The 26771-nt window shown below is 60.6% G+C and carries 21 protein-coding genes; 14 read left to right on the plus strand and 7 right to left on the minus strand.

The window, feature by feature from the left end:
* Positions 1-50 precede the first annotated feature (50 nt).
* Entirely contained in the window at positions 51-1208 is a 1158-nt protein-coding gene (locus tag PL599_RS10095) for a pyridoxal phosphate-dependent aminotransferase (RefSeq protein ID WP_269824033.1), read from the plus strand.
* Between the two features lie 24 nt (positions 1209-1232).
* Here the strand turns inward: PL599_RS10095 and PL599_RS10100 are convergent, their stop codons facing one another.
* Positions 1233-1916: an ArsR/SmtB family transcription factor gene (locus PL599_RS10100; protein WP_269824005.1), complete on the minus strand. Its 684-nt coding sequence runs from the start codon at positions 1914-1916 to the stop codon at positions 1233-1235.
* A gap of 74 nt (positions 1917-1990) precedes the next feature.
* On the opposite strand from PL599_RS10100, the gene PL599_RS10105 reads away from it, so the two are divergent.
* The 3 genes from PL599_RS10105 (at position 1991) to PL599_RS10115 (ending at position 3509) form a co-directional block, all read left to right on the plus strand.
* Positions 1991-2317, plus strand: coding sequence for an NIPSNAP family protein (locus tag PL599_RS10105; protein WP_003521451.1), 327 nt, complete (start codon positions 1991-1993; stop codon positions 2315-2317).
* Complete coding sequence (locus PL599_RS10110) at positions 2314-2673, plus strand: antibiotic biosynthesis monooxygenase family protein (RefSeq protein WP_077982404.1); 360 nt, start codon at positions 2314-2316, stop codon at positions 2671-2673. The genes PL599_RS10105 and PL599_RS10110 overlap by 4 nt, the downstream gene beginning before the upstream one ends.
* 131 nt (positions 2674-2804) lie before the next feature.
* A complete protein-coding gene (locus PL599_RS10115; RefSeq protein WP_077982403.1) occupies positions 2805-3509 on the plus strand; it encodes an SDR family oxidoreductase in 705 nt (234 codons plus the stop codon).
* Positions 3510-3648: 139 nt separating this feature from the next.
* Here PL599_RS10115 and PL599_RS10120 read toward each other — a convergent pair whose 3' ends face one another.
* The gene (locus tag PL599_RS10120; RefSeq protein ID WP_269824004.1) at positions 3649-6537 is read right to left on the minus strand and encodes an Rne/Rng family ribonuclease; all 2889 of its coding nucleotides are present in this window, start codon (positions 6535-6537) and stop codon (positions 3649-3651) included.
* 645 nt (positions 6538-7182) lie between these two features.
* Between PL599_RS10120 and PL599_RS10125 the strand changes: the two genes are divergently transcribed.
* From PL599_RS10125 to PL599_RS10140, 4 genes are all read left to right on the plus strand, one after another.
* Positions 7183-8442: an N-acetylmuramoyl-L-alanine amidase gene (locus PL599_RS10125; protein WP_077982949.1), complete on the plus strand. Its 1260-nt coding sequence runs from the start codon at positions 7183-7185 to the stop codon at positions 8440-8442.
* A 327-nt stretch (positions 8443-8769) separates the two neighbouring features.
* Complete coding sequence (locus PL599_RS10130) at positions 8770-11217, plus strand: penicillin-binding protein 1A (protein WP_077982401.1); 2448 nt, start codon at positions 8770-8772, stop codon at positions 11215-11217.
* Between the two features lie 98 nt (positions 11218-11315).
* A protein-coding gene (gene prfB / locus PL599_RS10135) for a peptide chain release factor 2 (protein ID WP_162520364.1) occupies positions 11316-12447 on the plus strand; the annotation gives its coding sequence in 2 pieces (ribosomal slippage) (positions 11316-11384 and positions 11386-12447; 1131 coding nt in all).
* A gap of 74 nt (positions 12448-12521) precedes the next feature.
* The gene (locus PL599_RS10140) at positions 12522-12992 is read left to right on the plus strand and encodes a cysteine hydrolase family protein (RefSeq protein ID WP_077982399.1); all 471 of its coding nucleotides are present in this window, start codon (positions 12522-12524) and stop codon (positions 12990-12992) included.
* A gap of 27 nt (positions 12993-13019) precedes the next feature.
* Here PL599_RS10140 and PL599_RS10145 read toward each other — a convergent pair whose 3' ends face one another.
* Together PL599_RS10145 and PL599_RS10150 are read right to left on the minus strand one after the other, a co-directional pair.
* Positions 13020-13520: a hypothetical protein gene (locus PL599_RS10145; RefSeq protein ID WP_137410228.1), complete on the minus strand. Its 501-nt coding sequence runs from the start codon at positions 13518-13520 to the stop codon at positions 13020-13022.
* Between the two features lie 21 nt (positions 13521-13541).
* Positions 13542-14315, minus strand: coding sequence for an NAD kinase (locus PL599_RS10150; protein WP_271359051.1), 774 nt, complete (start codon positions 14313-14315; stop codon positions 13542-13544).
* Between the two features lie 304 nt (positions 14316-14619).
* Here PL599_RS10150 and PL599_RS10155 point away from each other — a divergent pair, with 304 nt between their 5' ends.
* The gene (locus PL599_RS10155) at positions 14620-15537 is read left to right on the plus strand and encodes a PhzF family phenazine biosynthesis protein (protein WP_077982947.1); all 918 of its coding nucleotides are present in this window, start codon (positions 14620-14622) and stop codon (positions 15535-15537) included.
* A gap of 113 nt (positions 15538-15650) precedes the next feature.
* On the opposite strand, the gene PL599_RS10160 is transcribed toward PL599_RS10155, so the two are convergent.
* The gene (locus PL599_RS10160; RefSeq protein WP_269824003.1) at positions 15651-21983 is read right to left on the minus strand and encodes a hypothetical protein; all 6333 of its coding nucleotides are present in this window, start codon (positions 21981-21983) and stop codon (positions 15651-15653) included.
* 477 nt (positions 21984-22460) lie between these two features.
* Between PL599_RS10160 and PL599_RS10165 the strand changes: the two genes are divergently transcribed.
* Both PL599_RS10165 and PL599_RS10170 read left to right on the plus strand, forming a co-directional pair.
* Complete coding sequence (locus tag PL599_RS10165) at positions 22461-22829, plus strand: Hpt domain-containing protein (RefSeq protein WP_142912154.1); 369 nt, start codon at positions 22461-22463, stop codon at positions 22827-22829.
* Between the two features lie 130 nt (positions 22830-22959).
* Positions 22960-23280, plus strand: coding sequence for a 2Fe-2S iron-sulfur cluster-binding protein (locus PL599_RS10170; RefSeq protein ID WP_003502527.1), 321 nt, complete (start codon positions 22960-22962; stop codon positions 23278-23280).
* 302 nt (positions 23281-23582) lie between these two features.
* Here the strand turns inward: PL599_RS10170 and PL599_RS10175 are convergent, their stop codons facing one another.
* The gene (locus tag PL599_RS10175; protein WP_269824002.1) at positions 23583-24209 is read right to left on the minus strand and encodes a DUF922 domain-containing Zn-dependent protease; all 627 of its coding nucleotides are present in this window, start codon (positions 24207-24209) and stop codon (positions 23583-23585) included.
* Positions 24210-24388: 179 nt separating this feature from the next.
* Here PL599_RS10175 and folP point away from each other — a divergent pair, with 179 nt between their 5' ends.
* From folP to folK, 3 genes are all read left to right on the plus strand, one after another.
* A complete protein-coding gene (gene folP / locus PL599_RS10180) occupies positions 24389-25174 on the plus strand; it encodes a dihydropteroate synthase (protein WP_269824001.1) in 786 nt (261 codons plus the stop codon).
* Between the two features lie 75 nt (positions 25175-25249).
* On the plus strand, positions 25250-25615 hold the full coding sequence (gene folB / locus PL599_RS10185) for a dihydroneopterin aldolase (protein WP_063951134.1): 366 nt from the start codon (positions 25250-25252) through the stop codon (positions 25613-25615).
* Between the two features lie 4 nt (positions 25616-25619).
* Positions 25620-26135, plus strand: coding sequence for a 2-amino-4-hydroxy-6-hydroxymethyldihydropteridine diphosphokinase (folK, locus tag PL599_RS10190; protein WP_170985571.1), 516 nt, complete (start codon positions 25620-25622; stop codon positions 26133-26135).
* Between the two features lie 15 nt (positions 26136-26150).
* On the opposite strand, the gene PL599_RS10195 is transcribed toward folK, so the two are convergent.
* Positions 26151-26711, minus strand: a complete 561-nt coding sequence (locus PL599_RS10195) for a hypothetical protein (protein ID WP_077982391.1) — start codon at positions 26709-26711, stop codon at positions 26151-26153.
* Positions 26712-26771: the final 60 nt, after the last annotated feature.

The following is a 26771-nucleotide window of genomic DNA, read 5'->3' on the forward strand; positions in this document are numbered from 1 at the left end:
TGTGATTCTGCGGCAAGTCTCTGAAATACGGTTCAGGAAAGAGCATGCCCTTGATAACGATCTCGAAGCGGAGCGCCGTCGAACCCTTTCACGCCATGGACATTCTGGCGGAAGCGAACAGGCGCAGGCAGGCGGGCCGCCCCGTCATTTCCATGGCGGTCGGTCAGCCCTCCCATCCTGCACCGAAAGCCTCGCTTGCGGCGGCTGAGGTTGCGCTGAAGCATGGGCGGATCGGTTATACCGATGCGCTCGGCCTGCGTGAGTTGCGGGAGGCGATCGCCGGCCATTATCGGCTGCGCCACCAGGTCGCCATCGATCCCGCCCGCATCGCCGTGACCACTGGCTCATCTGCGGCCTTCAACCTCGCCTTTTTGAGCCTTTTCGATGCGGGCGATTATGTCGCTATCGCAAGGCCCGGCTATCCTGCCTATCGCAATATTTTGAAAGCTCTCGGCCTCAACGTCGTGGAAGTGCCGGTCACGGCCGAAACGGGTTATACGCTGACGCCGGCAAGTCTGGAGCGGGCGGAGACAAAGGCCGGCTGCAAGCTGAAGGGCGTGCTTCTGGCAAGCCCGGCCAATCCGACCGGCACCGTTACCGGCCGCGAGGCTTTGAGGCGGCTGGCCAGCTATTGCGAAAGCCGCGACATGGCTTTCATTTCCGACGAGATCTATCACGGCCTCACCTTTGTCGGGGAAGAGACGAGCGCGCTCGAAATCACCGACAATGCCGTGATCATCAACTCCTTCTCCAAATATTATTGCATGACGGGCTGGCGCATCGGTTGGATGGTGCTGCCCGAGAATCTGGTCCGTCCCGTCGAATGTCTGGCCCAGAGCCTTTATATTTCCGCGCCTGAACTGTCGCAGCTTGCGGCGACGGCAGCCTTTTCGGCGGCGGAGGAACTGGATGTCTACCGGGAAAGCTATCGCACCAACCGCGATTTCCTGATGGCGCGCCTGCCGGAGATAGGCCTGCCGCTGGCGTCCCCGATGGATGGCGCTTTTTACGCCTATGTCGATACCAGCCGCTTTTCCAACGACAGTATGGATTTCGCCAGGCGCATGCTGGCGGAAATCGATGTGGCGACGACTCCAGGCATGGATTTTGATCCAGAGGAAGGCCACAGGGCGCTGCGCATTTCCTATGCGGGTTCCGTATCTGACATTGCCGAGGCCGTTGGACGTATTGCCGGCTGGTTGAAATAAGCCGGGATCATCCGTTCGTGGTGCTCAGGTGGGCGTGCAGCTGAAGGTGCTGTTGAAAGCCTTTTCGCCCTTTGTCGTGAAGGTCAGTATCCTTCCGTTTCCGCGCCGCAGCCAGTCCCGTTGCTGCATGGCTTCAAGCAGCGATGCGCCGAGCCCACCGCCGAGATGATGGCGGCGCTCACTCCAGTCCAGGCAATGCAGGCAGACCGGGCGACGGGCCTTCTCGAGCGGTGAAAGGTCTATGCCGAAGCTTGAGAAGAACTCGCGTCCGCTCTCCGTTAAGGCAGGATCATCACCTAACGTCACGAGCCCCTTTGCGGTGATGGCGGCTAGCAGCGCCACGCCGCTTTCCCCGGCCAGATGATCGTAGCAGATGCGCGCTTCCCGCAGCGCCTTGTCCTTCGGTCCCGTGCGGACGCGGACTGCACCCGTGCGCTGGGCAAGACCCATCAACGCTTCCAGAACATGCGCCACATCCTCGTCGGAAAGACGGAAATAGCGGTGACGTCCCTGTTTTTCCGCCTTCAGGAGTTGCGCCTCGGAGAGCTTCGACAGATGCCCGCTGGCGGTCTGCAGGGTCACGCCGGCGGCTTCGGCAAGCTCGCTTGCGGTGAGCGCACGTCCGTCCATCAGCGCCGTCAGGATGTTGGCGCGGGCAGGGTCGCCGATCAGCGCGGCGACATTGGCGATCAGGGGGCCGTCTTTCATGCTTCGATGCTAGCCGAAGCATTAAAGCAAAGCAATGGCGTAAAAGAGAGAGGCAAAATACGAGGAGACAAACGATGCTGACCTGTTTCATCCGCTACGAGATCGATCCTTTCAAGGTCGATGCTTTTGAGCGATATGCCCGCACATGGGGTGAGGCGATACCGCGCTGCGGGGCCGATCTGATCGGTTATTATGCGCCGAAGGAGGGATCGAGCACCATTGCCTACGGTGTCTACAACATCGAAAATCTGGCCGCCTACGAAGCCTACAGGGCACGGCTCGCCGCCGATCCCGCGGGGCGGGAAAACTACGAATTCGCCCGCCGCGAACAGTTCATTCGCAGGGAGGACCGGCTTTTCCTGCGTCTCGCCTCCGCTCCGCACGCCGGAGGCGGACAATGATTGCCGTTATTTTCGAGGTCTGGCCGGCTGAAGGCGAGAAGCAGCATTATCTCGACATCGCGGCAGGCCTGCGGGCTGAACTGGAGACCGTCGACGGTTTTCTGTCCGTCGAGCGGTTTCAAAGTATCGGCAATCCGGACAAGATGCTCTCTCTGTCCTTCTTCCGGGATGAGGAGGCGGTGAGGGCGTGGCGCAACACCCTGCCGCATCGCGCCGCGCAGTCGCTTGGCCGGTCCGGCGTTTTTTCCGATTACCGGCTGCGTATCGCGCAGGTGATCCGCGACTACGGCCTGGAGGAACGGGAGGAAGCGCCAGCCGACAGCCGGGAAGTCCATCCGGCAGGGGGAAATGGCTAGGCTGACTTTTTCAGCATCAGTTTTTCTGCATGCCGCTGCAAGGCTTTCTGGTTCGAACTCGCCTTTGAAACCCGTTATAGATGGGCCAATATGGTGCGGGGCACCCTTAGAATTGGACAAGGAGAAAAGCGATGTCGGCGGAGAAGGTAGCGATTGTAACGGCAGGCGGCAGCGGCATGGGAGCTGCCGTGGCGAAACGTCTGGCCGCGGATGGCTACAAACTCGCGATCCTGTCCTCTTCCGGCAAGGGAGAGGCGCTGGCGCAGGAACTGGGCGGCATCGGCGTCACCGGCTCCAACCAGTCCAATGACGATCTCCAGCGGCTAACGGATTTGACGCTCGAAAAATTCGGCCGCATCGATGTGCTGGTCAACAGCGCCGGCCATGGTCCGCGCGCCTCCATCCTCGAGATCACCGACGAGCAATGGCATATCGGCCTCGATGTCTACCTCATGAACGTCATCCGCCCGACACGGATCGTCGCCCCCATCATGGTGAAACAGAAAGCGGGCGCCATCGTCAACATCTCGACTGCCTGGGCTTTCGAACCGAGCAGCATGTTCCCGACATCCGCTGTGTTCCGCGCCGGCCTTGCCTCCTATACCAAGATTTTCGCCGATACCTATGCGGCCGACAATGTGCGCATGAACAATGTGCTGCCCGGCTGGATCGACAGCCTGCCGGCAACGGAGGAGCGCCGAGAGAGCGTGCCGATGCAGCGTTACGGCAAGAGCGAGGAAATCGCCGCAACCGTGGCATTCCTTGCCTCTGAGGGGGCGGGATATATTACCGGTCAGAATATCCGCGTTGATGGCGGGTTGACGCGGTCCGTTTGACCGGCCGACCTTTCCCATTCCTCATCCCGTGCCTGTCGCAGGAATTGTGAGCGGTTCGAAAAAAAACGTTCTTTGCACCGATAAAAGAAAACGCCCGCAACATCGTTACGGGCGTCTTTTATCCAAGATGTGGCTTCTCTCAGAAGAAGCCTTTGCGCTGCCACCAGCCGCCCTTGCGCGGCTTTGGTTCATCGCCTTCAGGCGTTGCGGGTGAGCCGGAAGAGGTCACCACCGGCTCCGAATGCGAGACATTACTGCCTCGGTTCGCGCGGACCTTTTCTTCGTTCGCCGTTGCTTCCGCTTCCGGAGCGAGATCGGCCGAGGCTTCACCTGCTTCTTCGATGGCGACGTCGACAACGGTTTCCTTGACGATCACCGGCTCTACCGTTTCAACGGCTTCTGCCTTCGGTGCTTCTTCGGTTTCAGTCTTTACTTTCGCCTTGCGGGTGCGGCGCGGCTTTTTCGGTGCTTCAACCTCAACGACGTCGGCAACCACACCTTCCACCACTTCGGCGGCGGTCGGTTCTTCATTCACGGATGCTTCGGCGGAAACCTCTTCGCTTTCGCCTTCCTCGCCGGCTTCGGCGTCCGCGGCGTCGAGTGCCTCGTCTTCCGCACGGTTGCGGCGGCCGCCACGCTTGCCGCGACGGCGGCGCTTGCGCTTGCCATCCTCATCGGACGTCAGTGCTTCCGCTGTACCATTTTCGTTTTCAGCATCGGCCTCATCGGTTTCGACGCCGTCGTCGTCACCTTCGGCATCGTCGCCTTCGGACTGGGCGTCAAGCGAGCCGTTCTGGTCGTTCTGACCGCCCTTACCGCGACGACGGCGGCGGCGCTTGCGCTTGCGCTTGCCTTCCTCGCCATTGTCGCCCTGCTGCTGGCGCGGCTCGGAGGGCTGGGCCTTGACGATTTCTTCCTCGTCTTCGTCCTCTTCCACCTCTGCGACGAAATCGTCTTCCTCTTCCACGAAGTTCGGCAGCATCTGGATGAGGCTTTCGATCTTCACCGGATTTTCGACGGCTTCACCACGATCGATGGCGAAATGCTGCGCACCGACACCGGCGTCGGCAGCGATGATGATGGACACACCGAAGCGGCCTTCATAATCGACGATCGTGCCGCGCTTGTGGTTGAGCAGGTAAAGCGCCGTTTCCGGCGTGCAGCGCACGGTGATGTTGTGGGTGGTGTTGCGCAGCAGATATTCCTCGACGCCGCGCAGAACATGCAGCGCGATGGAAGATTCGGAGCGCACATGGCCCGTGCCGCCGCAATGCTGGCAGACCTGCGTGGTCGATTCCAGCACCGAAGCGCGGATGCGCTGGCGCGACATTTCCAGAAGGCCGAAATGCGAGATGCGGCCGACCTGAATGCGGGCGCGGTCGTTCTTCAGGCAATCCTTGAGCTTCTTCTCGACAGCGCGGTTGTTGCGCTTTTCTTCCATGTCGATGAAGTCGATGACGACAAGACCGGCAAGGTCGCGCAGGCGAAGCTGGCGCGCCACTTCTTCCGCCGCCTCGAGGTTCGTCGTCAGCGCGGTTTCCTCGATGGAATGCTCGCGGGTCGAACGGCCTGAGTTGACGTCGATGGAAACCAGCGCTTCCGTCTGGTTGATGATGAGGTAACCGCCCGACTTCAGCGTCACCTGCGGCTGCAGCATGCGGTCGAGCTGGGCCTCGATACCGGAGCGCGAGAAGATCGGGTGAATGTCGCGGTAAGGCTGAACCACCTTGGCGTGGCTCGGCATCAGCATCTTCATGAAGTCTTTCGCTTCACGATAGCCTTCTTCGCCCGAAACGATGATCTCGCCGATATCCTTATTGTAGAGATCGCGGATCGAACGCTTGATCAGCGAGCCTTCCTCGTAAACGAGGCAGGGGGCCGTGGAGTTCAGCGTCAGCGTGCGGACATTTTCCCACAGACGCATCAGATATTCGAAGTCGCGCTTGATTTCGACGCGGGTGCGGTTGGCGCCGGCGGTGCGCAGGATGACGCCCATGCCCTGCGGCACGTCCAGATCGCGCGCGATTTCCTTCAGGCGCTTGCGGTCGGCCGGCTGGGTGATCTTGCGGGAAATACCGCCGCCACGCGCCGTATTCGGCATCAGAACGGAGTAACGGCCGGCAAGCGACAGGTAAGTGGTCAGCGCCGCACCCTTGTTGCCGCGTTCTTCCTTGGCAACCTGCACAAGAAGAATCTGACGGCGCTTAATGACTTCCTGGATGCGATACTGCTTGCGCGGCTTGCGGGCGACGCGGTCCGGAACCTCTTCCATGGCGTCTTCGGCGCCGACGGATTCGATCACTTCCTTCTCGTGATGATCGTCATCGTCGTCGTCATCGTCGTCATTGCCGCGGCGAAGACCCTCGACTTCCTCGGAAATCGTGTCGGTATCGACCATGGCGGCCATTTCGCCGCCGGTGCTGCCCTCGTCTTCGGAAGACGCTTCGGCGGCCTCGGCCGCAGCGGCTTCTTCTTCCGCCGTCTTCTTCTTGGCGCGGGGGCGGCGGGTGCGTTTCTTCGGCTTTTCTTCCTCAGCGGGTGTTTCTTCCGCGACGACCTCAACGGCTGCTTCTTCGGTAACCGCTTCCACAACGGGTGCAGCTTCTTCCGTGACAACGGTCTCGGTGGTTTCGCTTGCGGAAACAATGCCGACATCCGGCTGATCCACCTGCGAAAGGTCGATCATGGGCGCACCGGGCTCGGGGGCGTCTGCAGATTCGAAATCGTCGCTGCGGCGATGATCCTCGGCTTCTGCTTTCAGCAGGGCCTGTCGGTCAGCGAGCGGGATCTGGTAATAATCCGGGTGTATTTCCGCAAAGGCGAGAAAGCCGTGGCGATTTCCACCGTAATCGACGAAGGCCGCCTGAAGCGAGGGCTCAACGCGGGTGACCTTGGCAAGATAGATATTGCCGCGGATCTGTTTCTTGTGCTCCGATTCGAAATCGAATTCCTCGATCCGGTTCCCACGGACAACGACTACGCGTGTCTCCTCTTCGTGGGAGGCGTCGATAAGCATTTTGTCTGCCATGTAAGCTGTGCTCCTCGGCGCAGCCTTGTTTTATACGAGAACAGGCCCGCCACACGGACGAGCCTTTCATATGAGTGCAAGGATGTGCCGGAAATGAAGTCTCCTGCCGGGCGTCTGTAAACTGGCAGCATCCGGACCGACGGCGAGGCGCTTGGCCTGCTCCTGGTATCCGGTTCATGTGAAAACTGCTGCGACATCATTGGCCAGGCGGAACGACAATAATATATAGACCCCTTGGGATCCGATGAATTTGCTCTCCTCAGAGCGGCGGTGGCAGCGCCACCGGGTAGGTCTCCGGCCACGGCCGGAATTGATCGAGTTTCAGGATAAATGTAACGACGGCAGATGATTGCCCGATTTGCAGCGCCAGCGTCTTTTTCGATTGGCAGCCGGCGGGCATCTATCCCGTCAACACTTTTAACCCTCATCCGTGTTGTATGTTTTCTCTGTCACAATAGCAATAGGCTGGCTAAATATGCCATATTATTGGTGGAATTTCCGGGTTAACAATTGGTTCACCAAGGCCTGCGATTGTGGGGCGCAAACGCGCAAACTATCGTACGGCGTGGTTGAAATGGCGCTGTTACCGGCGTTTTTCCTCGCCGTTTATCGAAAATGACTGAAATACGGAATTTCTTGAAGGCCATGAATTTCACGCGCAACGCAGCGATATTCTGTGGGAGAGGGCGGCTTGGCGCGCGAATCGCGCGGCTTGCGTCGGCTCTGGCATTTTCCGTCGCCGCTTCTTTCTCCGTCGCGCAGTCGGCCCATGCCGTGGAGCCGCTCGTTGTCCATCAGGCGCGGATCATCGGCGATGAGGCGCGCACGCGCATCGTTCTAGACTTCGCCGAGGAGCCGGAATTCGATGTTCACTATCTCGATTCGCCCGCCCGCATCGTTGTGGACTTTCCGGCGGTGAATTTCAGCTTCCCCGCATCCGACCTGAAGCCGACCGGTCTTTTTTCGGATATCCGTTTCGGCACCATGGGGCAGAACAGCGCCCGGATCGTGCTGACGGCGAAAAAGCCGGTTCAGGTGGCGGTTGCCGAAACCAAGAAAGCTGATGGCGGCCAATCTTTCCATTTCGTGCTCGATACGGAAATCACCACCAAGGGCAAGTTCGCGGAGCTGGTGAAGCATCAGCAGTGGCGGACACCAGCGCCGGTGACAACTGCAGCGATCACGCCCGACGGCAAGACGTCGCGGCCGGCGGAATTCGTCATCGCGGTCGATGCCGGCCATGGCGGCATCGATGCGGGCGCCAGCGGCGGCACTACCGGCACCGAGGAAAAGGTCATCACGCTGACTTTCGCCAAGGAACTTGCCGAGCGGTTGAACCGCGAACCTGGTATAAAGGCGTTCCTCACGCGCGATTCCGATACTTTTCTCGCCTTGTCCGAACGGGTGACCATCGCCCGTCAGAACAACGCCAATCTCTTTATTTCCCTTCATGCGGATACGTTGAGACAAAAGGGCATCCGTGGCGCGACGGTCTATACGTTGTCGGACCGGGCGTCGGACCGGCAGGCGCAGGAACTGGCGGAGCGCGAAAACAAGTCCGACCAGATCGCGGGTGTTGCCGCCTCCAGCGAGCCGCCTGAGGTCGCCGATATTCTTCTCGATTTCACCCGCCGCGAAACCCAGGCCTTTTCTGTGACGCTGGCCGAAAACATCGTCTCCTCCTTCGAGGGGCAGGTAGGGCTCATCAACAACCCGCACCGTTACGCCGGTTTCATGGTGTTGCGCGCCCATGATGTGCCGTCGGTGCTGCTGGAACTCGGTTTCCTCTCCAATCCGGAAGACGAAAAGCTGCTTCTCGATGGGGAGTGGCGCAAGAAGGTGGCCGATACGCTCGCAACCGCCATTGGGCGATACCGCGCCAAGGCCATGGCAAATGGCGGCTGAGAGGGCTGCCTGCGAAGCGGCAATGCTGTTGCAGACCTGCCATTGACCGCTGAAAACCTGTTCAATTCTTGGGTCTTGCGGACGATTGCGAAGGCGAAGCCCTATTTTACTCACATTCGCCGCGTTACTCGGAATGCGGATTCGGTGGCAATCGGCAAAGCGTCCTGAGCGCGATTGCGGACTGCCGCCCGGTAACATATCAGCGAATGCTGCCGTATCCGGCTTGTCATAGAAGGTATGGTGTGCAAAACGGCACGCGATATGCAAGGATGCGCCCGTATATCGTCGGGCGTTGATGGTTACGATTCGAATTATCGGTAGCTTAGTATGATCAGACTGATTGGATATTTTTTCGGCTTGGCCAGCGTGCTTTTTCTGTGCGCAGCCGCCGCCGGTGCAATTTATTTGCACGGCGTGACAAAGGACCTGCCGGATTACGCAGTTCTGAGCACCTATGAGCCGCCGGTGACGACCCGCGTGCATGCCGGCAACGGCGCGCTGATGGCGGAATATGCGCATGAAAAACGCCTTTTCCTGCCGATTCAGGCCATTCCCGACCGCGTGAAGGCCGCTTTCCTTTCGGCGGAAGACAAGAATTTCTACAATCATCCGGGTGTGGATGTCTTCGGCCTCGGCCGCGCCATTCTCGTCAACATCCAGAATCTCGGCTCCGGCCGCCGTCCGGTCGGCGCCTCCACCATCACCCAACAGGTGGCGAAGAACTTCCTTCTGACCAACGACCAGACCATCGACCGCAAGCTCAAGGAAGCCATTCTGTCCTTCCGCATCGAGCAGACCTATTCCAAGGACAAGATTCTCGAGCTTTATCTCAACGAGATTTTCTTCGGCCTGAACTCCTACGGCATTGCCGGTGCGGCGCTCACCTATTTCAACAAGTCCGTGACGGAACTGACGATTGCGGAAACCGCCTATCTCGCGTCGCTGCCGAAGGGCCCGGCCAACTACCACCCGATCCGTCGCGAAAAGGCTGCTCTCGAGCGTCGTAACTGGGTGATCGACCGTATGGCCGAGAATGGCTATATCACTGTGGACGACGCGACGGACGCCAAAAAGCAGCCGCTTGGCGTCAATCTGCGTCGCGGCGGCGCCCACATTTTCGCATCCGATTATTTTGCCGAGGAAGTCCGGCGCCAAATCGTCGAGAAATACGGCGAGGAAGCGCTTCTCGAAGGCGGGCTATCGGTCCGTACCTCGTTCGATCCGCAGATCCAGATGGAGGCGCGCAAGGCTCTCCAGGACGGTCTGGTTCAATATGACGAGCGTCGCGGTTTTCGCGGCCCCGTAGAGCAGATCGATACAACGGGCGACTGGACGGCGGCGCTCGCCAAGGTCAAGGGTTTGCGCGACGTTCCGGAGTGGAAAATCGCCGTGGTCCTCGCTGTTGCGGCCGATGGAGTCGATATAGGCGTGCAGGCGGATGCGGAAACGGAAGAGGGCGACAAGCGTACGCGTGGCCATATCGCCGCAGAAAATATGCGCTGGGCCTTTCGCGACGCGACGGGTAAAAAGGCGACCACCAAGTCCCCGGTCGGCGTTCTGGCCGTCGGCGACGTGATTTATGCGCAGCCGCTTGCCAAGTCCGGTAATGAATATCGCCTGCGCCAACCGCCGAAAGTGCAGGGCGGCATGGTGGTGATGGATCCGCATACCGGACGTGTTCTGGCCATGGTCGGCGGCTTCTCCTATGCGCAGTCGGAATTTAACCGCTCGACGCAGGCGATGCGCCAGCCGGGTTCCTCCTTCAAGCCGTTCATCTATGCGGCGGCGCTCGACAATGGTTATACGCCGGCATCGGTCATACTCGATGCGCCGATTGAGGTCGTTTCCGGCGGTCAGGTCTGGAAGCCGCAGAATTACGGCGGAGGATCTGCGGGTCCGTCGACCCTGCGTCTCGGCATCGAGAAATCCCGCAATCTCATGACCGTGCGTCTGGCGCAGGACATGGGCATGAATCTGGTCGCGGAATATGCGGAACGTTTCGGCATCTACGACAAGATGCCGCCGCTTCTGGCCATGTCGCTCGGTTCCGGTGAAACGACCGTCATGCGTATGGTCTCTGCCTATTCGGTTCTCGCCAATGGCGGCAAGCAGATCAAACCGACGCTGATCGACCGTATTCAGGACCGCTACGGCAAGACGATCTTCCGGCATGAGGAACGCGCCTGCGAAGGCTGCAACGCGACAAGCTGGCAGAACCAGGACGAGCCTGTGATCGTCGACAATCGCGAACAGGTTCTCGACCCGATGACCGCCTATCAGACGACCTCAATGCTGGAAGGCGTCGTGCAGCGCGGCACGGCGGCCGGCAAGATCAAGGTCGATCTGCCGGTTGCCGGCAAGACGGGCACGACAAACGATGAAAAGGACGCCTGGTTCGTCGGTTATACGCCGGACATGGTCGCCGGCCTCTATATCGGCTTCGATTCGCCGGCGCCTCTCGGCCGCGGCGGCACGGGCGGCTCGTTGTCGGCGCCGATCTTCGGCGAATTCATCGCCGATGCGGCCAAGCACATGGAGCCGAGCAAGTTCATCGTTCCTGCTGGCATGAACTTCGTCGCCGTTAACCGCAAGACCGGCATGGCGGCGGTCGAGGGCGAGCCGGACACCATCATGGAAGCCTTCAAGCCCGGCACCGGTCCCGCTTCCACCTTCTCTGTCATCGGCGATGACGGATACATGTCGCAGGAAGACATTCTGAAGACCTCGCCGCAGGCGCAGCAGGCCATCACCGGCGGTGGCGGCGGTCTTTATTGATATCACTCCTGACGTTTGGCGGGGGCGCGGGTCTTTACATCCGCGCCCCCCGCATTTATTTGAGCAACGAGTTTCAATGAAGGTGAAGAACCAGCGAAATGCGCAATGAAATCGTGAACGTAGTCGACGAAATCAAGCAGGCCATAAGCCTGCTGAGGAGGCATCTTTGACTGGGACCAGGCGATAAGACGACTGGACTGGTTGAATAACAAGGCAGAGGACCCGACCCTCTGGAACGATGCCGCTGAGGCTCAGAAGCTGATGCGCGAGCGCCAGCAGCTGGATGACAGCATCAATGGCGTCAGGGCGCTCGAGCAGCAGCTCAAGGACAATATCGAGCTGATCGAACTCGGCGAGATGGAAGGCGACGACGAGATCGTCAAGGATGCCGAAGACGCGTTGAAGGCACTGAGAAGCGAAGCGAACCGCCGTCAGGTGGAAGCCATGCTGTCAGGCGAAGCCGATGCCAACGATACCTATCTCGAAGTGCATTCCGGCGCCGGTGGTACCGAAAGCCAGGATTGGGCCAACATGCTGCTGCGCATGTATACCCGCTGGGCCGACCGTGAAGGTTTCAAGGTCGAGGTGCTCGAAGTTCACGACGGCGAAGAAGCCGGCATCAAGTCCGCGACGATCCTCGTCAAGGGCCACAATGCCTTCGGCTGGCTGAAGACGGAATCGGGCGTGCATCGTCTCGTTCGTATTTCGCCCTATGACAGCAATGCGCGTCGCCATACGTCGTTCTCTTCCGTCTGGGTTTACCCGGTGGTCGACGATTCGATCCAGATCGACGTCAACGAAAGCGATTGCCGCATCGATACCTATCGTTCATCCGGCGCAGGCGGCCAGCACGTCAACACCACCGACTCGGCCGTGCGGATCACGCACATTCCGACCGGTATTGCCGTTGCCTGCCAGCAGGAGCGCTCCCAGCACAAGAACCGCGCCAAGGCGTGGGACATGCTGCGCGCCCGCCTCTACGAGGTGGAGTTGCAGAAGCGGGAAGAGGCAGCCAATGCGCAGGCCGCCTCCAAGACCGATATCGGCTGGGGCCACCAGATCCGTTCCTATGTTCTGCAGCCTTACCAGCTGGTCAAGGATCTGCGCACTGGTGTGGAAAGCACTGCACCCGGCAACGTGCTGGACGGCGATCTGAACGAGTTCATGGAAGCCGCTCTCGCGCACCGCATCAGCGGCGGCGCGGATGTGGAAGTCGCGGATATCGACTGACGCTTCAAGTGCGTCGATTGAAGAAGATTACCCTCGCAAACCCATTGCGAGGGTTTTTTCGTTGGAGAACAAGCATGAAACAGGCGCTCTATATCGTCGACGTCCAGTCGAGCTTCAATCCGCCGGCTGCGCTGGTGGCGGAAATATCCGCTCTCGCCCTGACAATGCCCAGTATCGCCACCGTCGAGCGCCATGACGAAAGCGTAACACCCTTTGAGCGGCAACTCGGCTGGAAACCGGGCAGGGACGACGAGTCGCTTGTTGCGGCAGATCGCATATTCATCAAACACGGTTATGCGCCACCCCGGGAGGTCATCGACCATCTTCTGTCGCTGAAACTCGACAGGGTGCTGGTCTGCGGCATTCAGGCCGATACCTGCGTGCTGGCCGCCGGTTTTGCCCTCTTCGATGCGGGGCTGCATCCCACGCTGTTGCCGTGGCTTACGGTGGGCTCCAGTCTCGACCGCAGCGGTGAACTCGGGGCGAGATTGTGGAAACATCATTTCGGTGCGGTTCTTGGCGGCCCGGAGGCGCTGCAAGCGTAATCTTTCCCGGCCCGCGCATCGGGCCGATCAGTTTGACGCTTTCTCGACCTTCATCTCGCCCAGCTCGTCGATCAGGATCGTCCAGCTTTCAGCTTCCTTGCTCATCGGGTCCGTTTTCAGGTAGACAGTCACGAACAAGCCGGGCGAGGCGGGCGCGCCATTCGAACTTTCGGGACGAATATCCGTGACATAGGATTTCATCTGGCTGAATTCTTCCAGTTCGATATTTTCCAGAAGATTCGGCCCTTCTGCGGTAAAGACGATTCGCTGCAGGTAGATTTTTGCCGTGCCGTCGCCCTGGCGGATGGCGATGACCTTGTAGTAGCCGCGCGTGGGCGAGGCAGGCGGCGGCCGCAATTGCCCGTCGGGGCCTTTCACCGGCTCAAGATTGCGGTCTTCCCACATGCCGCTGCTGACGACGAAGATTGCCGAAACCGGCAGCGCGTCGATCGCTTCCGTCTGCGCGCGCGCGGGAAGCACGGCGGCGGCGAAAAGGAGGGCAGCGAGGATTGGTCTTGTCAGTTGCATGGCCATTGTCGATTGCGAGCGTCAATTGTTGAACTGTTCCGCGAGAACCCGGTCCGACCATGAACGGTCCGGATCCGAGAGAATCCTTGCCGTCCGGTCCTGCGATTGTGCAATCCGAACATGACGAACGGATTTCACCTCGGTGTGGTCGGCCACCGCGTTCACCGGGCGCTTGTCGCGTTCCAGAACATGAATATCGACCGTCACTTTATTCGGCAAAAGCGCGCCGCGCCAGCGCCGTGGGCGGAAAGCACTGACGGGTGTGAGCGCCAGCAGCGGCGATTCCAGCGGCAGGATCGGTCCATGGGCGGAGAAATTGTAGGCGGTGGAGCCTGCCGGCGTCGCAACCATCATGCCGTCGCAGATCAACTCTTCCAACCGCGCCTTGCCGTCAACCTCCACACGCAGCTTGGCGGCCTGGTGGGACTGGCGAAACAGGCTGACCTCGTTCATGGCAAGCGCCGTAAACTCGTCGCCGTCGGAATCCGTCGTCGTCATGCGCAGGGGATGGAAATCATTGCCGCTCGCCACCGCGATACGCTCCAGCAGGCCGTCGACCCGGTAGTCATTCATCAGGAAACCGACGGACCCCCGGTTCATGCCATAGACCCGTTTGCCCGAATTCATCGTCTCGTTGAGAATCTGCAGCATGAAGCCGTCGCCGCCGAGCGCGACGATCACTTCAGCCTCTTCGAAAGGTGTATCGCCGTAAATGCCTTTCAGCTCTTTCAGCGCGGCCTGCGCCTCTTCGGTTGCGGAGGCGACGAAGGACAGTGAATAGGTAGAATGCGACATCCGCTTCCCTCGACAAGGCGCAGACCGGAAACCGTCCACGCAAGCGCTGTAAACCGTTGAAGCGGCTCGAAATCTTGAAACCTCGACAGGGAGGTCGATAACAAACCGCCAGACGCACCCTTGGTACATGAAGACGGCGGCTGGCGACAAGGCCTTTCACAGGCGCAGGCGTTCCCGGACGGCGGACCGCACCCGATCCGGTCCACAGCTTCTTGATTTCCACTCACGGACAAGGGTTGCGATGCGGGGCGGCCTGATGCAGTTTGCCTAAGGCAGTCGGAATGACGAGTGGCAGGAGATGGATGTGGCGCTGAACTACGATATCTACGATGTCTTTACCGAAACGAAAATGGCGGGGAACCCGCTGGCGGTCATGTATGACGCCGATGATCTTCCCCAGGCCACGATGCAGGCGATCGCGCGGGAAATGAACCTTTCCGAAACGGTTTTCGTCAACCGGTCCAGCAATCCGGCCCATGCGGCCTCGCTGCGCATCTTCACGCCCTCGGGCGAGTTACCCTTTGCCGGCCATCCGACAGTCGGCGCGGCGGTGGCCATCGCCGAGCGAAATCGCGGCGAGGGCGATGACGACATCGATATGGTCTGCGTACTGGAAGAGCAGGTGGGTCCGGTGCGTTGTGCGGTGAAGATGCGCCCCGGTGCGGTCAGCTTCGCCGAATTCGACCTGCCGCGCAAATCGTCCCGCGTCGAGTTGCCGCTCGATCACACGGCGCTTGCCGATGCGTTGGGCGTTAGCGAAGGACATCTCGGCTTTGAGAATCACGTGCCGTCGATCTGGACCGCCGGTGTGCCGTTCCTGCTCGTACCCCTGCACAATATCGCCGCCATCAGGGAGATGGATTTCGATGCTAATCTGTGGTTGCGCACCGCGCCGCTGGTGGAAGGACGCCTGACGGCGGCCTATATCTACTGTCGCGGCGGCGTCAATCACGCGGCAAAGTTCCACGCCCGCATGTTCTCTCCGGATATGGGAATTTCGGAAGACCCTGCCACCGGTTCAGCCGCGGCCGCTCTCTCCGGCGCCATCCACCATTTCGACGGCCTGACCGACGGCCATTATCCGCTGCTCATCGAACAAGGCGTGGAGATGGAACGACCGTCACATATCCATTTGCGTATGGACATCAAGGACGGCGAAATCGCCCGCGCCCGTATCGGCGGCCACGCGGTGCGGGTGGCATCGGGCACGTTCGAGATTTGATTTCAGCGTCGCTCGCTCAGTTAGATGTCTTCGAAGAGCGATGAAACGACGAGCGGAGCCAAAAGAAAAACCCCGGTCTTGACCGGGGTTTTGTCACTCCATTGTCAACCGGCTCAATTGAACCGGCCCGCCGCGTGGGCAAGCATCGTATAGACCTTGCCGGTATCGGAGGTGAGGTAGGACTGCGTGACTGTACGGTCGCGGTCTGTGCGAGCCACGTCGGCGAGCAGCTTCTCGAAATCGGTAATGTAGCGGTCCACGGCGGTGCGGAATTCCGCTTCCCGCTCATATTTGCGCTTGATTTCGTCGAAGGTCGTCTGACCCTTCAGCGTGTAGAGGCGACGGGTGAAGACGTCACGCTCGCCGCGCTGGTAGCGACGCCACAGCTCCACGGAGGCGTCGTGATCGATGGCGCGGGCGATGTCGACCGAGAGCGAGTTCAGCGATTCCACCATGTGGCGCGGATTGCGGGTGTCGGCCGCACGGGTGGGCTGCTGTTCCGCGCCGGCGCGAGGTGCGGACGCCGCTGGCGTTTCCTGTGATGCGCCGCGCAACAAATCGCTGATCCAGCCGCCGCCTTCTTCACGGCGTCCGGCAGGGTTAGTTGCGACCGGCTGCGCCGGTGCAGGCGCCTGGCGGTTCTCGAGCGGCAGCGCGCCACGCAAGGTGGGGGCCGGTTGCGGCTGGGCCGGGCGCTGCTGAACCGGAGCCGGGGCTGCCGGTTGCGGACGCGTCTCGACACGGCGCTCGGTTGCCGGCTGGGTCGCAGCAATGGCGCGGGCGACCGGTTCGGAGACTTCCATCTGGTGGGTCGAACGACCGACGAGCTGCGAAATATCCTGAAGCGCCTTGATCTGTTCGGAAACCGCGCGGCGCATGGCGGCCGCACTTTCCTTGGCTTCTTCCGGCAGGTCGAAAGCGCCACGCTTCAGTTCGGCGCGGGTCGCATCCAGCTCGCGGCGGATATCGTGGCTGGAGCGGCGGATTTCGTCCGTCGCGCCGGCAAAGCGGCTGACAGCGTCCTCGACGGCCTGACGCAATGTTTCCTTGAGGTTGGCTGCGGCGGCATTCGATTTTTCCGAAGCGGTGCCCAGAAGATTGTCGACTTCCGACAGCGAGGATTCGACGCCACCACGCAGGCGGTTGACCAGCTCGTCGGAATATTTCTGCGCGTCGGAGAGCGTGCTTTCGATCGAACGGCTGGCATCCTGACCGGCCGACAGCAGGGCGCCCCGCATTGTCTGGGCCGCCGAACGGGCGCGCTGTTCCGTTTCATCAAGCGAACGGCCGATATCGGAGAAGGACGCCTGCAGATTGTCACGCAGATTGCCGGCGACGTTCTGCGAACGCTCCTCGGCCTCGTTGAGGGTGTTTTCCACCACGCCGACGACGTTACGCATGGCGCTTTCGATTTCCTCGGAGCGCTTGACGAGGCCGACGGACAGGCTGCGAAGCGCATCCTGGCGTTCTTCCAGCGTGCCGACGAGGCTCGACTGTGCCGCATTGAGAAGCTCGGAAGCCTGGCTCAGCACCTTCGAATGTTCCTCGAAGCGGCCGACGATGCCGGCGACTTGCGCCAGTGTCTGGCCGGAAATATTCGACAGGCGGTCGATTTTTCCTTCGAGCAGACGGCTGGAGCTGGACACCATGTCGGCGGCCTGCGAGGCGGATTCCGAGAAGCGGGTCGCCGAGGCGTTCAGCGCTTCATCTGCCGCGCCGAAGCCCTGTGCGGCGCGCTCGACAGCGGAGTTGAAGTTGCTTGCCGACTGTTCGACGATTTCCGCCATGCTGTTATGGGTCTGCGACAGCATATCCGTGCTCTGGCGGGTGGCGGCAACCAGCTTGTTGGCCGCATCGCTGCCGGCGCGGGCATATTTGTCGATGCCCTGTTCGACGGCGTCCGCCATGGCCGTATGGGTTTCCGACAGCATGTCGGTGCTCTGGCGGGTGGCGGCGACCAGCTTGCTGGCCGCATCCGTTCCGGCAGCGGCGTAATCGCTGATCGCCTGTTCCACCATACCGACCATACCGCTGTTGCTCTGCGACAGAAGGTCTGCACTCTGCTGGGCGGCGGAAACGATCTTTTCGGCGGCTTCGCGGCCGATGGTGGCATATTCGTCGACGACGGGCTTCGCCTTCTCCTCGATCAGGCGCGACAGTTCAGCAGAACGGCTGGCCAGCATCGAGTTGAGTTCGCGGGTCCGGTTATCAAGCGCCGAGCGGATGGATTCACCGCGTGCGTCGAGGGCGGATTCGACACCCGTCAGCGTCTCGGAAATGACGCCGACCTGCGAGCGCACGACGGCTTCGGCTTCCGCGACCTTGTTGACGATGATGTTGCCCGCTTCGGAGAAAGTCTGGGCGACGGCGGCGGCCTGGCCGGAAAGACGCGTCTGCGCATCGGAAATGCGATTGACGATCTCCCCCGACTTTTCTTCGATGGCCTTGGTGAAGGCGTCGTTCTGCGCCTGGACCTGTTCTGCGAATTCCGCACCGGATTTCGAGAGCAGGGCGGAGGAGCGGGCCGCTTCGTCGCCGATGCTTTGGGTGGCCGAGGTGACCGCGCCGCGCAGGCTCAGCGCTAGATCAGTCGCCTTGCCTTCAATGGTGCGGTTGACGTTTTCGAGACCGATGGTCAGCGCCCGGTCCATGGTGCCGAGGCGCTCATCGATGCGGGCCGTGCCGCTATCGAAGGTTTCCGCCAGACGGCTGGTGCGGCTTTCGAACGTGTCTGCGACGCGCGTGGTCTGCTCGTCCAGAATGCCGGTGATGCGCTCGGCTGCCTCGTCGCTGGTGCGGGCGAACACGGCCGTCTTGTCTTCCAGCGCTTCGGCAAAGCGGCGGCCGGAATCCTCGATTGAGGTGTTCACATTGGCCAGATCGCCACCGATGCGTGCCTGCAACGTATCGAGCGAGGTCTCGATGCGTGCGCCGGTCTCGTCGAGACGGGTGTTGACATTGCCGATTGAGGTTTCGATGCGGTTGGAGAGGGCGTCGGTGGCCCCGCCGATTTCGCGGGCTGCTTCGCCGATCTTGACGGCGATATCGCCGGCGCTGTTGCGAAGACGTTCTTCCAGCGTCGCAGCACTGCCGTCAATCGTCTTCTGCAGCGCTTCCTGCTGGGTTTCGAGCGACAGTTCCAGCATGCTGGCGCTGGAGGCGACAGTGGTGCCGATCATCATCGCCTGCTCGGAAAGCATGTCGCCCATCTGGGCCGTGGCGGAGTTGAGCGTCGCGGCAAGGTCTGCCTGACGCTGGTCGAGCGCGGTGCGAATATTCTCATGCGATTGCGACAGATTGCTTTCGAGACGCGAGACGCCTTCTTCCACCGTCTGGGCAAAGCGGCTGCTGCCGTCTTCGACGACACTTTCGATGCGGTCGGCCGCGCCCGAGACGCTCTGTTCGATCAGGCCGCTATTGCGCTCCAGCGAACCGGCAATGCGCTCGGCCTGCGAGCCGAGCATGGTTTCCAGGCGATCGTGGCCGCTGGCCAGCGCGTTTTCAAGCGTGAATGCGGTGGCTTCCAGACGCTGGCCGACGCCGGCCGCCGCAAGCGAGAGCGACGACGCTCTCGCATCCATGGCTTCGGCGATCCGCTCTTCGACACCGGAAATCGTCATGTCGAGCGCCATGGTACGGCTGTCGAGCGCATCGGCGATGCGTTCCTCGGCACCGGAAACAATGCCGGAAAGTGCAGCAGTACGCGTGTCCAGAGCGCCGGCGATGCGGTCCTCAACACCGGCAACGGCGTTATTGAGAGCGGCTGTGCGACCGTCGAGAATATCGGCGATCTTTTCTTCGACACCGGAGAAGCTCATATCGAGCGCCATGGTGCGGCTGTCGAGCACATCTGTGATCCGCTCTTCGGCGCCGGACACGACAGTCTTCAGCGTCTCTGTGCGGCTGTCGAGCGCGCCGGCAATCCGGATCTCGGCACCGGCCACGAGTTCGCCAAGGGCCGCAGTGCGCGTCTCGAGCGCTTCGCTGATTTTTTCTTCCGCGCCGGAGAATGTCATGTCAAGAGCCATGGTACGGCTGTCGAGCGCATCGGCGATGCGTTCCTCGGCACCCGAAACAACGGCGTTGAGAGCGGCTGTGCGACCGTCCAGCGTTTCCGCGATACGGGTTTCCGCACCCGCTACCACGTCTCCGAAGGTGGCCGTGCGGCTGTCGAGCGCGCCGGCAATTTTTTCTTCGGCGCTGGCAACAATGCCTGTCAGGGCGGAGGTGCGGTTGTCGAGCGTCTCGGAAAGCCGTTCCTCGACATTGGCGAAGGTCATGTCGAGAGACAGCGCGCGGCTGTCCATCGTGTCGGCAATACGTTCCTCGACACCGGAAATCGCGCTGGAAAGAGCGGCGGTGCGGCCGTCAAGCGTATCGGCGATACGGCTTTCCGCACCGGAAACGACATCATGCAGGGCGGCCGTGCGGCTTTCGAGCGTGTCGGAGATGCGGTCCTCAATGCCGGAGACGGCACCGGTGATGGCTGCTGCCCGGGTTTCGAGCGTTTCGGCAAGACGGCGTTCCACATCGGCAACAACGCTGTTGATCGCAGCGGCGCGTTCGTCGAGCATCGCGGCGAGGTGTTCGGCCGTGCCGGAAACCGCGCCGGTAATGGCGAGGGAGCGGCTGGCGAGCGCTTCGTCGAAACGGTCCTGGCTGGCCGAAAGCGCGCCGAACAGGGCGTTGCTGCGTTCCGCCAGAACGGTGTCGATCTTCGCATGCGAATTGGCGAAGGCATCGGTGATTTCGGCGGTGCGCTGGCCGATGGCATCGCTGAAGGCCTGGGTCCGGCTGTCAAGTGCGCTTTCCAGCATTTCCTGACCCGTGCCCAGCGCGGTTGCCAGCGCCAGCGACTGGTCGGTCATGGTGGTGCCGATCCGCTCAAGACCGACATTCAGCATGGTGTCAAGCGCTTCGGAGCCGCCGGCAACGGTTTCGTTGATGCGGGCGAGGCTTTCCATCAACTTGCTGTCGAGGCTGCCGGCGCGCTGGTCGAAGGCGCTGGCGAACTGCGCCACATGCTCGTCGAAGGCCGAATTGACCTGGCCGACCGTCGCCTGCATGCGCTCTTCATAGAGGCCGGAACGAAGATCGAGATCCATGATCGCATCGTCGGCGGTGCTCTGCAGGCTCTGGCGGAAGGACAGGCCTTTTTCCTCAAGCGTCGTGGACAGCTTGTCGAGAACCGTATCCAGCGAACCGCCGATGACCTGCTGGCCGCGTTCGATATTGCGGTTGAGTTCCAGCGAGCGCGTCGACAGCGTCTCGTTGAGCTGACGGGTGCGTTCCTCAAGCGCGCTGTTGAGGCTTTCCACACCGCTATCCAGCGTCGATGCATGGATCGCGAAACGCTCCAGCAGCACTTCACCGCGCTCGTCCAGCGTCGAGGTGAGGTTATGAAGACGCATGTCGAATTCGTTTGATATCGTCGAGCCGGAGGAGTTCAACGCCTGCAACAGATTTTCGGTCTTGGCGGCGATCAGACTGCCCATCGCTTCGGTCGAAGCGCGTGATTTTTCGAGCAGCGCGGCCGAGCGCGTGTCGATCATCGAGGCAAAGGCCTCGCCGGTCGTGGCGATCCGCATCGAAAGCTCTTCGCCGACGATGGACAGTTCTTCCTTGATCTGTTCCTGCGCGCCGACGATGGAGGAGCGGATGCGCTCGGCATGGTTGACGATAGCGTCGCGCTCGGCGGTCAGTTCCTGGACGAGGCTGCGCACGCGCAGTTCGTTGTCGGCGTAGCTGCGCTCAAGCGCATTGACTTCGGAATGAACGAGGGTTTCGAGTTCCGTCGCTCGCGCAATGGTGCGCTCGATACCGTCATTCATGGCCGAAACTTCGCGGCGAACCGCCTGGCCGACGGACATGATGCGGTCGGACGCGACCGTTTCCGGTTCCGCGAGGCGAAGGGCGACTTCGGCCATGGATCGGGCGGCATTTCGCAGATCGCGGGCGCGCGCCATCATGATCGCAAAGGCAAAGAACAGCATGACGGGAACGAGAATGCCGACGACGATCGCCATCAGTCCGGGGATCGCGGTGAGATCGGCGACCGATCCGATGTTCCAAAGCGCATTGCCGTAAAGAAGATGGGCGATGCCAAGGCCGCCAAGCGCCCAGATGACCGACATGATCGTGGCGTTGCGCAATGCGCCGCCGATGGAGCCGCCTTCCAGCGATTTCAGGATCATCGCCGGGCTGCGCTTGGAGCCGTCATTGGCGGCTTCGAGATTGGGGGATCTGGGCGTCTGTTCGGCAGGCGCGCGGGCGGCCTCGGGAGCAGGGGTCTGTCTGCTTGCTTCCTTCACTCTGGCCTCCGGCTGCTTCGGCTTTGCAGTTTTCCGCGTCTCCGGCTTTTCTTCGAAAGCGCCAAGCTGCAAGGCATCTTCCAATGCCTGAAATGCAGTCTCGTCGACAGAGTCGCTGATCTTGTTATTCGCCATGCGGTTACGCCTCGTTACACATACGCCCGGCTTCATGCCGTTGACCCGCTTGCGATCAGCAAGCGGACTGCCGCCATCATGCCAACGAAACTTTCCCTCAAAAGAGGAGAGTCTCGCCATTTACCAAATCCCGAATTGCTGGTGGCCCAGCTTTCGGGCGAAATTACATCACTGTGCCGTAATAACAAAGCTTGAGCTTAAGCCCTGCGAGAACGGCAGTACCGTAGTGACACATTTAGGTGTTCGAAACAATTAATGCGGATTTGCGGCGGCGGCGAAGTGTCGGCTTTTTAACAGTTTTTAAACCTGAGTTTCACGCTGAACGCCTTGTTTCGCATAAGTTTAACATAAATTAACCATAGCAGAAGATTTTCGCCTGCGTCACGCCGTAATTTAAGCCGATAGCAGCGGTCCGGATGCGTGAATACGACACAGATGTGACACGAAACAGGAAACGGCGAGACAGGAATTTCATTCATGGCAGCGGTCAGTATTGCTTTCGAAGCTCCCGACAATTGCGGCGGCGCACCCGCCGCCGGTAAAAAACCTATCGATTTCGATCATCTTGCCCGCCAGACAATGGGCGACAAGGATCTGGAGATCGAGGTGCTGCAACTTTTCAGCCGCAACGCCCGCGCCGCCCTGCATGACATGGCGGACGCCGATGACAAGGCCGTCATGGCAACAGCGCACCGTCTTAAAGGGTCGGCCCAGGCCGTCGGCGCTTCCGCCGTTTCCGCGGCCGCGGCCGTGGTGGAGGACAAGGGCAATGACAGCGCGGCGATTGCAAAACTTGCGGCGGCCATTGTCGAAGCTGAAAATTTCATCCTCAAGCTTTGCCGCTGAGGCGTAACATATCAAATTTGTCATTTTGCAAGGCCGGTTGCGTCTGCGCGCCCTTGAAGCGGGTTGCCAAGGCGGACCGGCCTTTCTATGTGTTTAGAACAGTTCTTAGATCACATTTTGGATTTCCGGCATGACAAAACTGACCATCGTTGCCTTTGACGGCACGCCCCATGAACTCGACGTGAGCAACGGCTCCACCGTCATGGAGAATGCGGTGCGCAACTCCATTCCCGGCATCGATGCGGAATGCGGCGGCGCCTGCGCTTGTGCGACCTGTCATGTCTATGTCGACGACGCCTGGGCTGAGCGCGTCGGCGGACCGGAACCGATGGAAGAGGACATGCTGGACTTTGCTTTCGACGTGCGCCCAACCTCGCGCCTTTCCTGTCAGATCAAGATGAACGACGAGCTTGATGGTCTCGTCGTCCATGTTCCCGAACGTCAGGGCTGAAATCTTTCGTCATTGCTAAACGCAGAAAAAGCCCCGCTCACCTGGTAGCGGGGAGCGGGGCGAGGCGGGTACGCAGCATGCAGGCGAGGGAGGAAACACCTGCGAGCCCTCAAGTGCGCACCGGGAGAACCGGAGACGGCTGGAGCCTCAAGCCGCTTGGCCGAATGATCCCATACCGTACGAAGAACGTACAATGAGTCTTGGCGACGGCACCATGACGAGAATTCACGGGTGATATCGGACATGACGTAACGTCATGTCCGTGCTCGATGTGAAGCGAATGGCATAGGGTGTGAGACCGATCAGCGGCGGTTCTGACCCTGTTCGAGCCGGTTCTTCAAAAGCCGGGTCATGCGGGCATCGAAATTTTTCGATTCCACCACATCGAAGCGCAACTGATCGCGGTCGTGTTCGTCCATCACCGTCTGGGTGATCTTACCGACCATTTTCTGCAGCGTCTCGCAGCTTTTCTGCGGCCGAAGCCCCGTCAGCTGCCTTTCAAGCGAGCGGGCATGGGTGCGGGCGATTTCCGCGTGGCGCTCCTCGTGGCGCTTGATATCGGCAAGCAGCGTATCCCAGATGAAGGCCAGTTCCTCCGTGGTGCGGCGGCGGTTTTTCCATTTCGGCAGGAGGATGCGAGTGTTCAACACTACTTTGGCGGTTCCGACGCTGCAAAGGCCGTTTTTTTCCACATAAGTGAGCTCGCCGCCGAATTTGATTTCGGTGGCGCCAGGATGGCGCGCGCCGGTATTGCGCGTCAGCGGACCATGTCTGGAAAGCTGCTGGTCGAGATCGGCGGCGGTTTTGCCGCTGATCGAAAAATAGGAATAGGTCTTGCGGACGATTGTTTCGGAAGAAGCCGATCCGGGCAGGGAAAGCGCCAGTGCGGCCGCTAAAGCGGCGCAAAGAGCACGTGATGATTTGGTCATGACCCGGCCTTCCGGTTGAACTCGAAAAAGGTTTGCTGCATAGGCGGAGCGGAACTTATAAGAATTGACATAACACTCCGTTATTCCCGAAAGGCGCGTGTTACGTGATAACAGTCGGCAGCAACGCGTGGCAAGCGGCCCATGGTCGCTCCCTGAAACTTGATGGGCGTGGCCGTATTATGGCCATCGTCAACGCAACGCCTGATTCCTTTTCCGATGGCGGCCGTTATCTCGCCGTCGATGCGGCTTTTTCCCATGCGCTGACCTGCGTGGAAGAGGGGGCTGACATCATCGATATCGGCGGCGAATCCACGCGGCCGGGTGCTGCCGCTGTCACTGAGGCAGAGGAACAGGACCGGGTGCTGCCGGTCATCGAGAAATTGCGCCGCGAGACCGATGTACTGATATCCGTCGATACCTATCGTGCCTCGACGGCAAGGCTGGCAATTGGCGCTGGCGCACATATCGTCAATGACGTCTTCGGCCTGCAGAAGGACCCGGAGATGGCGGGCGTGGTTGCTGCCACCCGCGCCGGTGTCTGCATCATGCATACCGGCCGCGACCGGCAGAAGCTTGCCGATGTCATCGCCGACCAGTTCGAATTCCTCAATCGCTCGCTCGAGATCGCCGAGGATGCGGGCATTGCCCGCGACGCCGTGGTGCTCGATCCCGGTTTTGGTTTCGCCAAGGACGAGCGGGAAAATGTCGAGCTGATGGCACGTTTCGGCGAGCTTGCCGCTTTCGGCCTGCCGATTCTTGCCGGCACGTCGCGCAAGCGTTTCATCGGGTCGCTGACGGGCAGGGATGTGGCGGAAGAACGCGATATCGGAACGGCTGCGACCACCGCGATCCTGAGGCTTGCGGGTGCTTCGATTTTTCGCGTGCATAATGTCGCCGCGACCCGCGATGCATTGGCTATTGCCGATGCGGTTCTTGCCAAATCGTCGGCAAAGGCCGATGCGTAGATTAATGAGTGCCGGAATGCCGTGTCCGAAGATGCGCGGCTTTCAGGTGAACAATCCTGCCATGGAGGCGAGGCGATGAGCCGCTATACCATCATCCTGAAAAACTGTTCCTTTTTCGCCCGTCATGGCCTTCTCGAGCAGGAGGAGGTGCTGGGCCAGCGCTTTTTCGTCGATGCCGAGATGGAGGTCGAAGCAGGTGATGCGCTGGAAACCGATGATATCGAAAATACCGTCGATTATGGGGTGGCCTTCGCCGTCATCGAAAAAATCGTCGTCGGGCAGCGTCGTTATCTCATCGAGGCTTTGGCGAACGATATCGCCAAGGCGCTGCGGGCGCGTTATCCGCAGATCGTCTGGCTCAAGATCACGGTGCGTAAACCCTCGGCGCCGGTTCCCGGAATTCTCGACTATGCGCAGGTGAGCGTTGAACACCGTGCCTGAAAAGATGACCGTCGCCGCACTGGGCCTCGGCGGCAATATCGGTGATCCAGCCGCTGCCATGGCGCGCGCGCTGCGCGAACTTGACGCACATGATGGATGCCGGGTGCAAGCTGTTTCCGGCCTCTACCGCACGCCGCCCTGGGGAAAGACCGATCAGGCCGATTTCTTCAACTGCTGCGCGCTGGTCGAGACCTCGCTGAGCGCGCCCGCGCTGCTGCAACTCTGCCTCGATATCGAAAGGGGCATGAAGCGGGTGCGCACGGAGCGCTGGGGTCCGCGCATCATCGATATCGATGTGTTGACCTATGGGAATGATACTATCGTTACAGAGAGCATCGAAGTGCCGCATCCGCGCATGGCGGAGCGCGCTTTCGTGCTGATGCCGCTTGCCGATATCGCGCCCGATCTTGAGGTAAAAGGTAAGCCCGTGCGGGAATGGCTTCAGCAGGCGGACAAGACCGGCATTGTCAGCGCAAACGAAAAACGGGAGTGGTGGACACTCCCGCTTGGCGATGGCTGAGAAGAGTATGGCTTTTTACGGCTTGATCGAACCGACGGCGAGCTGGTCTATATCGCGCGCCAGCGTCACACCGATGACCGGGATCATCTGATCGGCGACCTTGACGGAAATTGTGATATTCATCGAATTGTCTTTGGAGACGCGTGCGACCATCGCGCCATTCAGCTTGGCGCGATTGATGCCGACGACGACCTTGTCGCCGCTGACCTGTCCTGAGGTGATGTCCAGTCCCTTGCCTTCGGCGCCGTCGAGGAACTTGCCCTCGTAAGAATTGCCCTTCTGGCTGATGACGGCCGACATGGGCTGGCTGAAGACGCCGACGCGGCAGGTGCCGCCGAGCTTGATGCCGGTCTGCTTGTCGTCGAGCGGTTCGCCCGTCAGATCGCAGGTGAACTTCGTCCCCTTGTATTTGCCGGCGACGATTTCGCCCGGGCCTTTCCAGACACCGGCGACCGAGCGGAAGAACACGTCGTCGCGATCGCGCGATGCTGCCTGCACATCAGACATGCCGAAACCGCCGCTGACGGACAAAATGGCGGCAAGCCCGCCCACAAGCGAAAAGAAGCGCGAATACATGATACTTTCCCCGGCGAAGAAGCCTGTTCGATAGGCTGCAATCTACCGGTGGAATGGTTA

It is taken from the genome of Agrobacterium sp. ST15.16.055 (genome assembly GCF_027956555.1).
Taxonomy (GTDB): Bacteria; Pseudomonadota; Alphaproteobacteria; order Rhizobiales; family Rhizobiaceae; genus Agrobacterium; species Agrobacterium salinitolerans.

Excerpts from the sequence above, each read along its gene's own strand:
- PL599_RS10140 (WP_077982399.1), top strand. The coding sequence starts at position 12,522 with ATGAAACAGGCGCTCTATATCGTCGACGTCCAGTCGAGCTTCAATCCG.
- PL599_RS10130 (WP_077982401.1), top strand. The coding sequence starts at position 8,770 with ATGATCAGACTGATTGGATATTTTTTCGGCTTGGCCAGCGTGCTTTTT.
- PL599_RS10100 (WP_269824005.1), bottom strand. The coding sequence starts at position 1,916 with ATGAAAGACGGCCCCCTGATCGCCAATGTCGCCGCGCTGATCGGCGAC.
- folK (WP_170985571.1), top strand. The coding sequence starts at position 25,620 with ATGACCGTCGCCGCACTGGGCCTCGGCGGCAATATCGGTGATCCAGCC.
- PL599_RS10165 (WP_142912154.1), top strand. The coding sequence starts at position 22,461 with ATGGCAGCGGTCAGTATTGCTTTCGAAGCTCCCGACAATTGCGGCGGC.
- folP (WP_269824001.1), top strand. The coding sequence starts at position 24,389 with ATGGCCATCGTCAACGCAACGCCTGATTCCTTTTCCGATGGCGGCCGT.
- PL599_RS10125 (WP_077982949.1), top strand. The coding sequence starts at position 7,183 with ATGAATTTCACGCGCAACGCAGCGATATTCTGTGGGAGAGGGCGGCTT.
- folB (WP_063951134.1), top strand. The coding sequence starts at position 25,250 with ATGAGCCGCTATACCATCATCCTGAAAAACTGTTCCTTTTTCGCCCGT.
- PL599_RS10105 (WP_003521451.1), top strand. The coding sequence starts at position 1,991 with ATGCTGACCTGTTTCATCCGCTACGAGATCGATCCTTTCAAGGTCGAT.
- PL599_RS10160 (WP_269824003.1), bottom strand. The coding sequence starts at position 21,983 with ATGGCGAATAACAAGATCAGCGACTCTGTCGACGAGACTGCATTTCAG.
- PL599_RS10110 (WP_077982404.1), top strand. The coding sequence starts at position 2,314 with ATGATTGCCGTTATTTTCGAGGTCTGGCCGGCTGAAGGCGAGAAGCAG.
- PL599_RS10120 (WP_269824004.1), bottom strand. The coding sequence starts at position 6,537 with ATGGCAGACAAAATGCTTATCGACGCCTCCCACGAAGAGGAGACACGC.
- PL599_RS10170 (WP_003502527.1), top strand. The coding sequence starts at position 22,960 with ATGACAAAACTGACCATCGTTGCCTTTGACGGCACGCCCCATGAACTC.
- PL599_RS10115 (WP_077982403.1), top strand. The coding sequence starts at position 2,805 with ATGTCGGCGGAGAAGGTAGCGATTGTAACGGCAGGCGGCAGCGGCATG.
- PL599_RS10150 (WP_271359051.1), bottom strand. The coding sequence starts at position 14,315 with ATGTCGCATTCTACCTATTCACTGTCCTTCGTCGCCTCCGCAACCGAA.
- PL599_RS10175 (WP_269824002.1), bottom strand. The coding sequence starts at position 24,209 with ATGACCAAATCATCACGTGCTCTTTGCGCCGCTTTAGCGGCCGCACTG.
- PL599_RS10195 (WP_077982391.1), bottom strand. The coding sequence starts at position 26,711 with ATGTATTCGCGCTTCTTTTCGCTTGTGGGCGGGCTTGCCGCCATTTTG.
- PL599_RS10145 (WP_137410228.1), bottom strand. The coding sequence starts at position 13,520 with ATGCAACTGACAAGACCAATCCTCGCTGCCCTCCTTTTCGCCGCCGCC.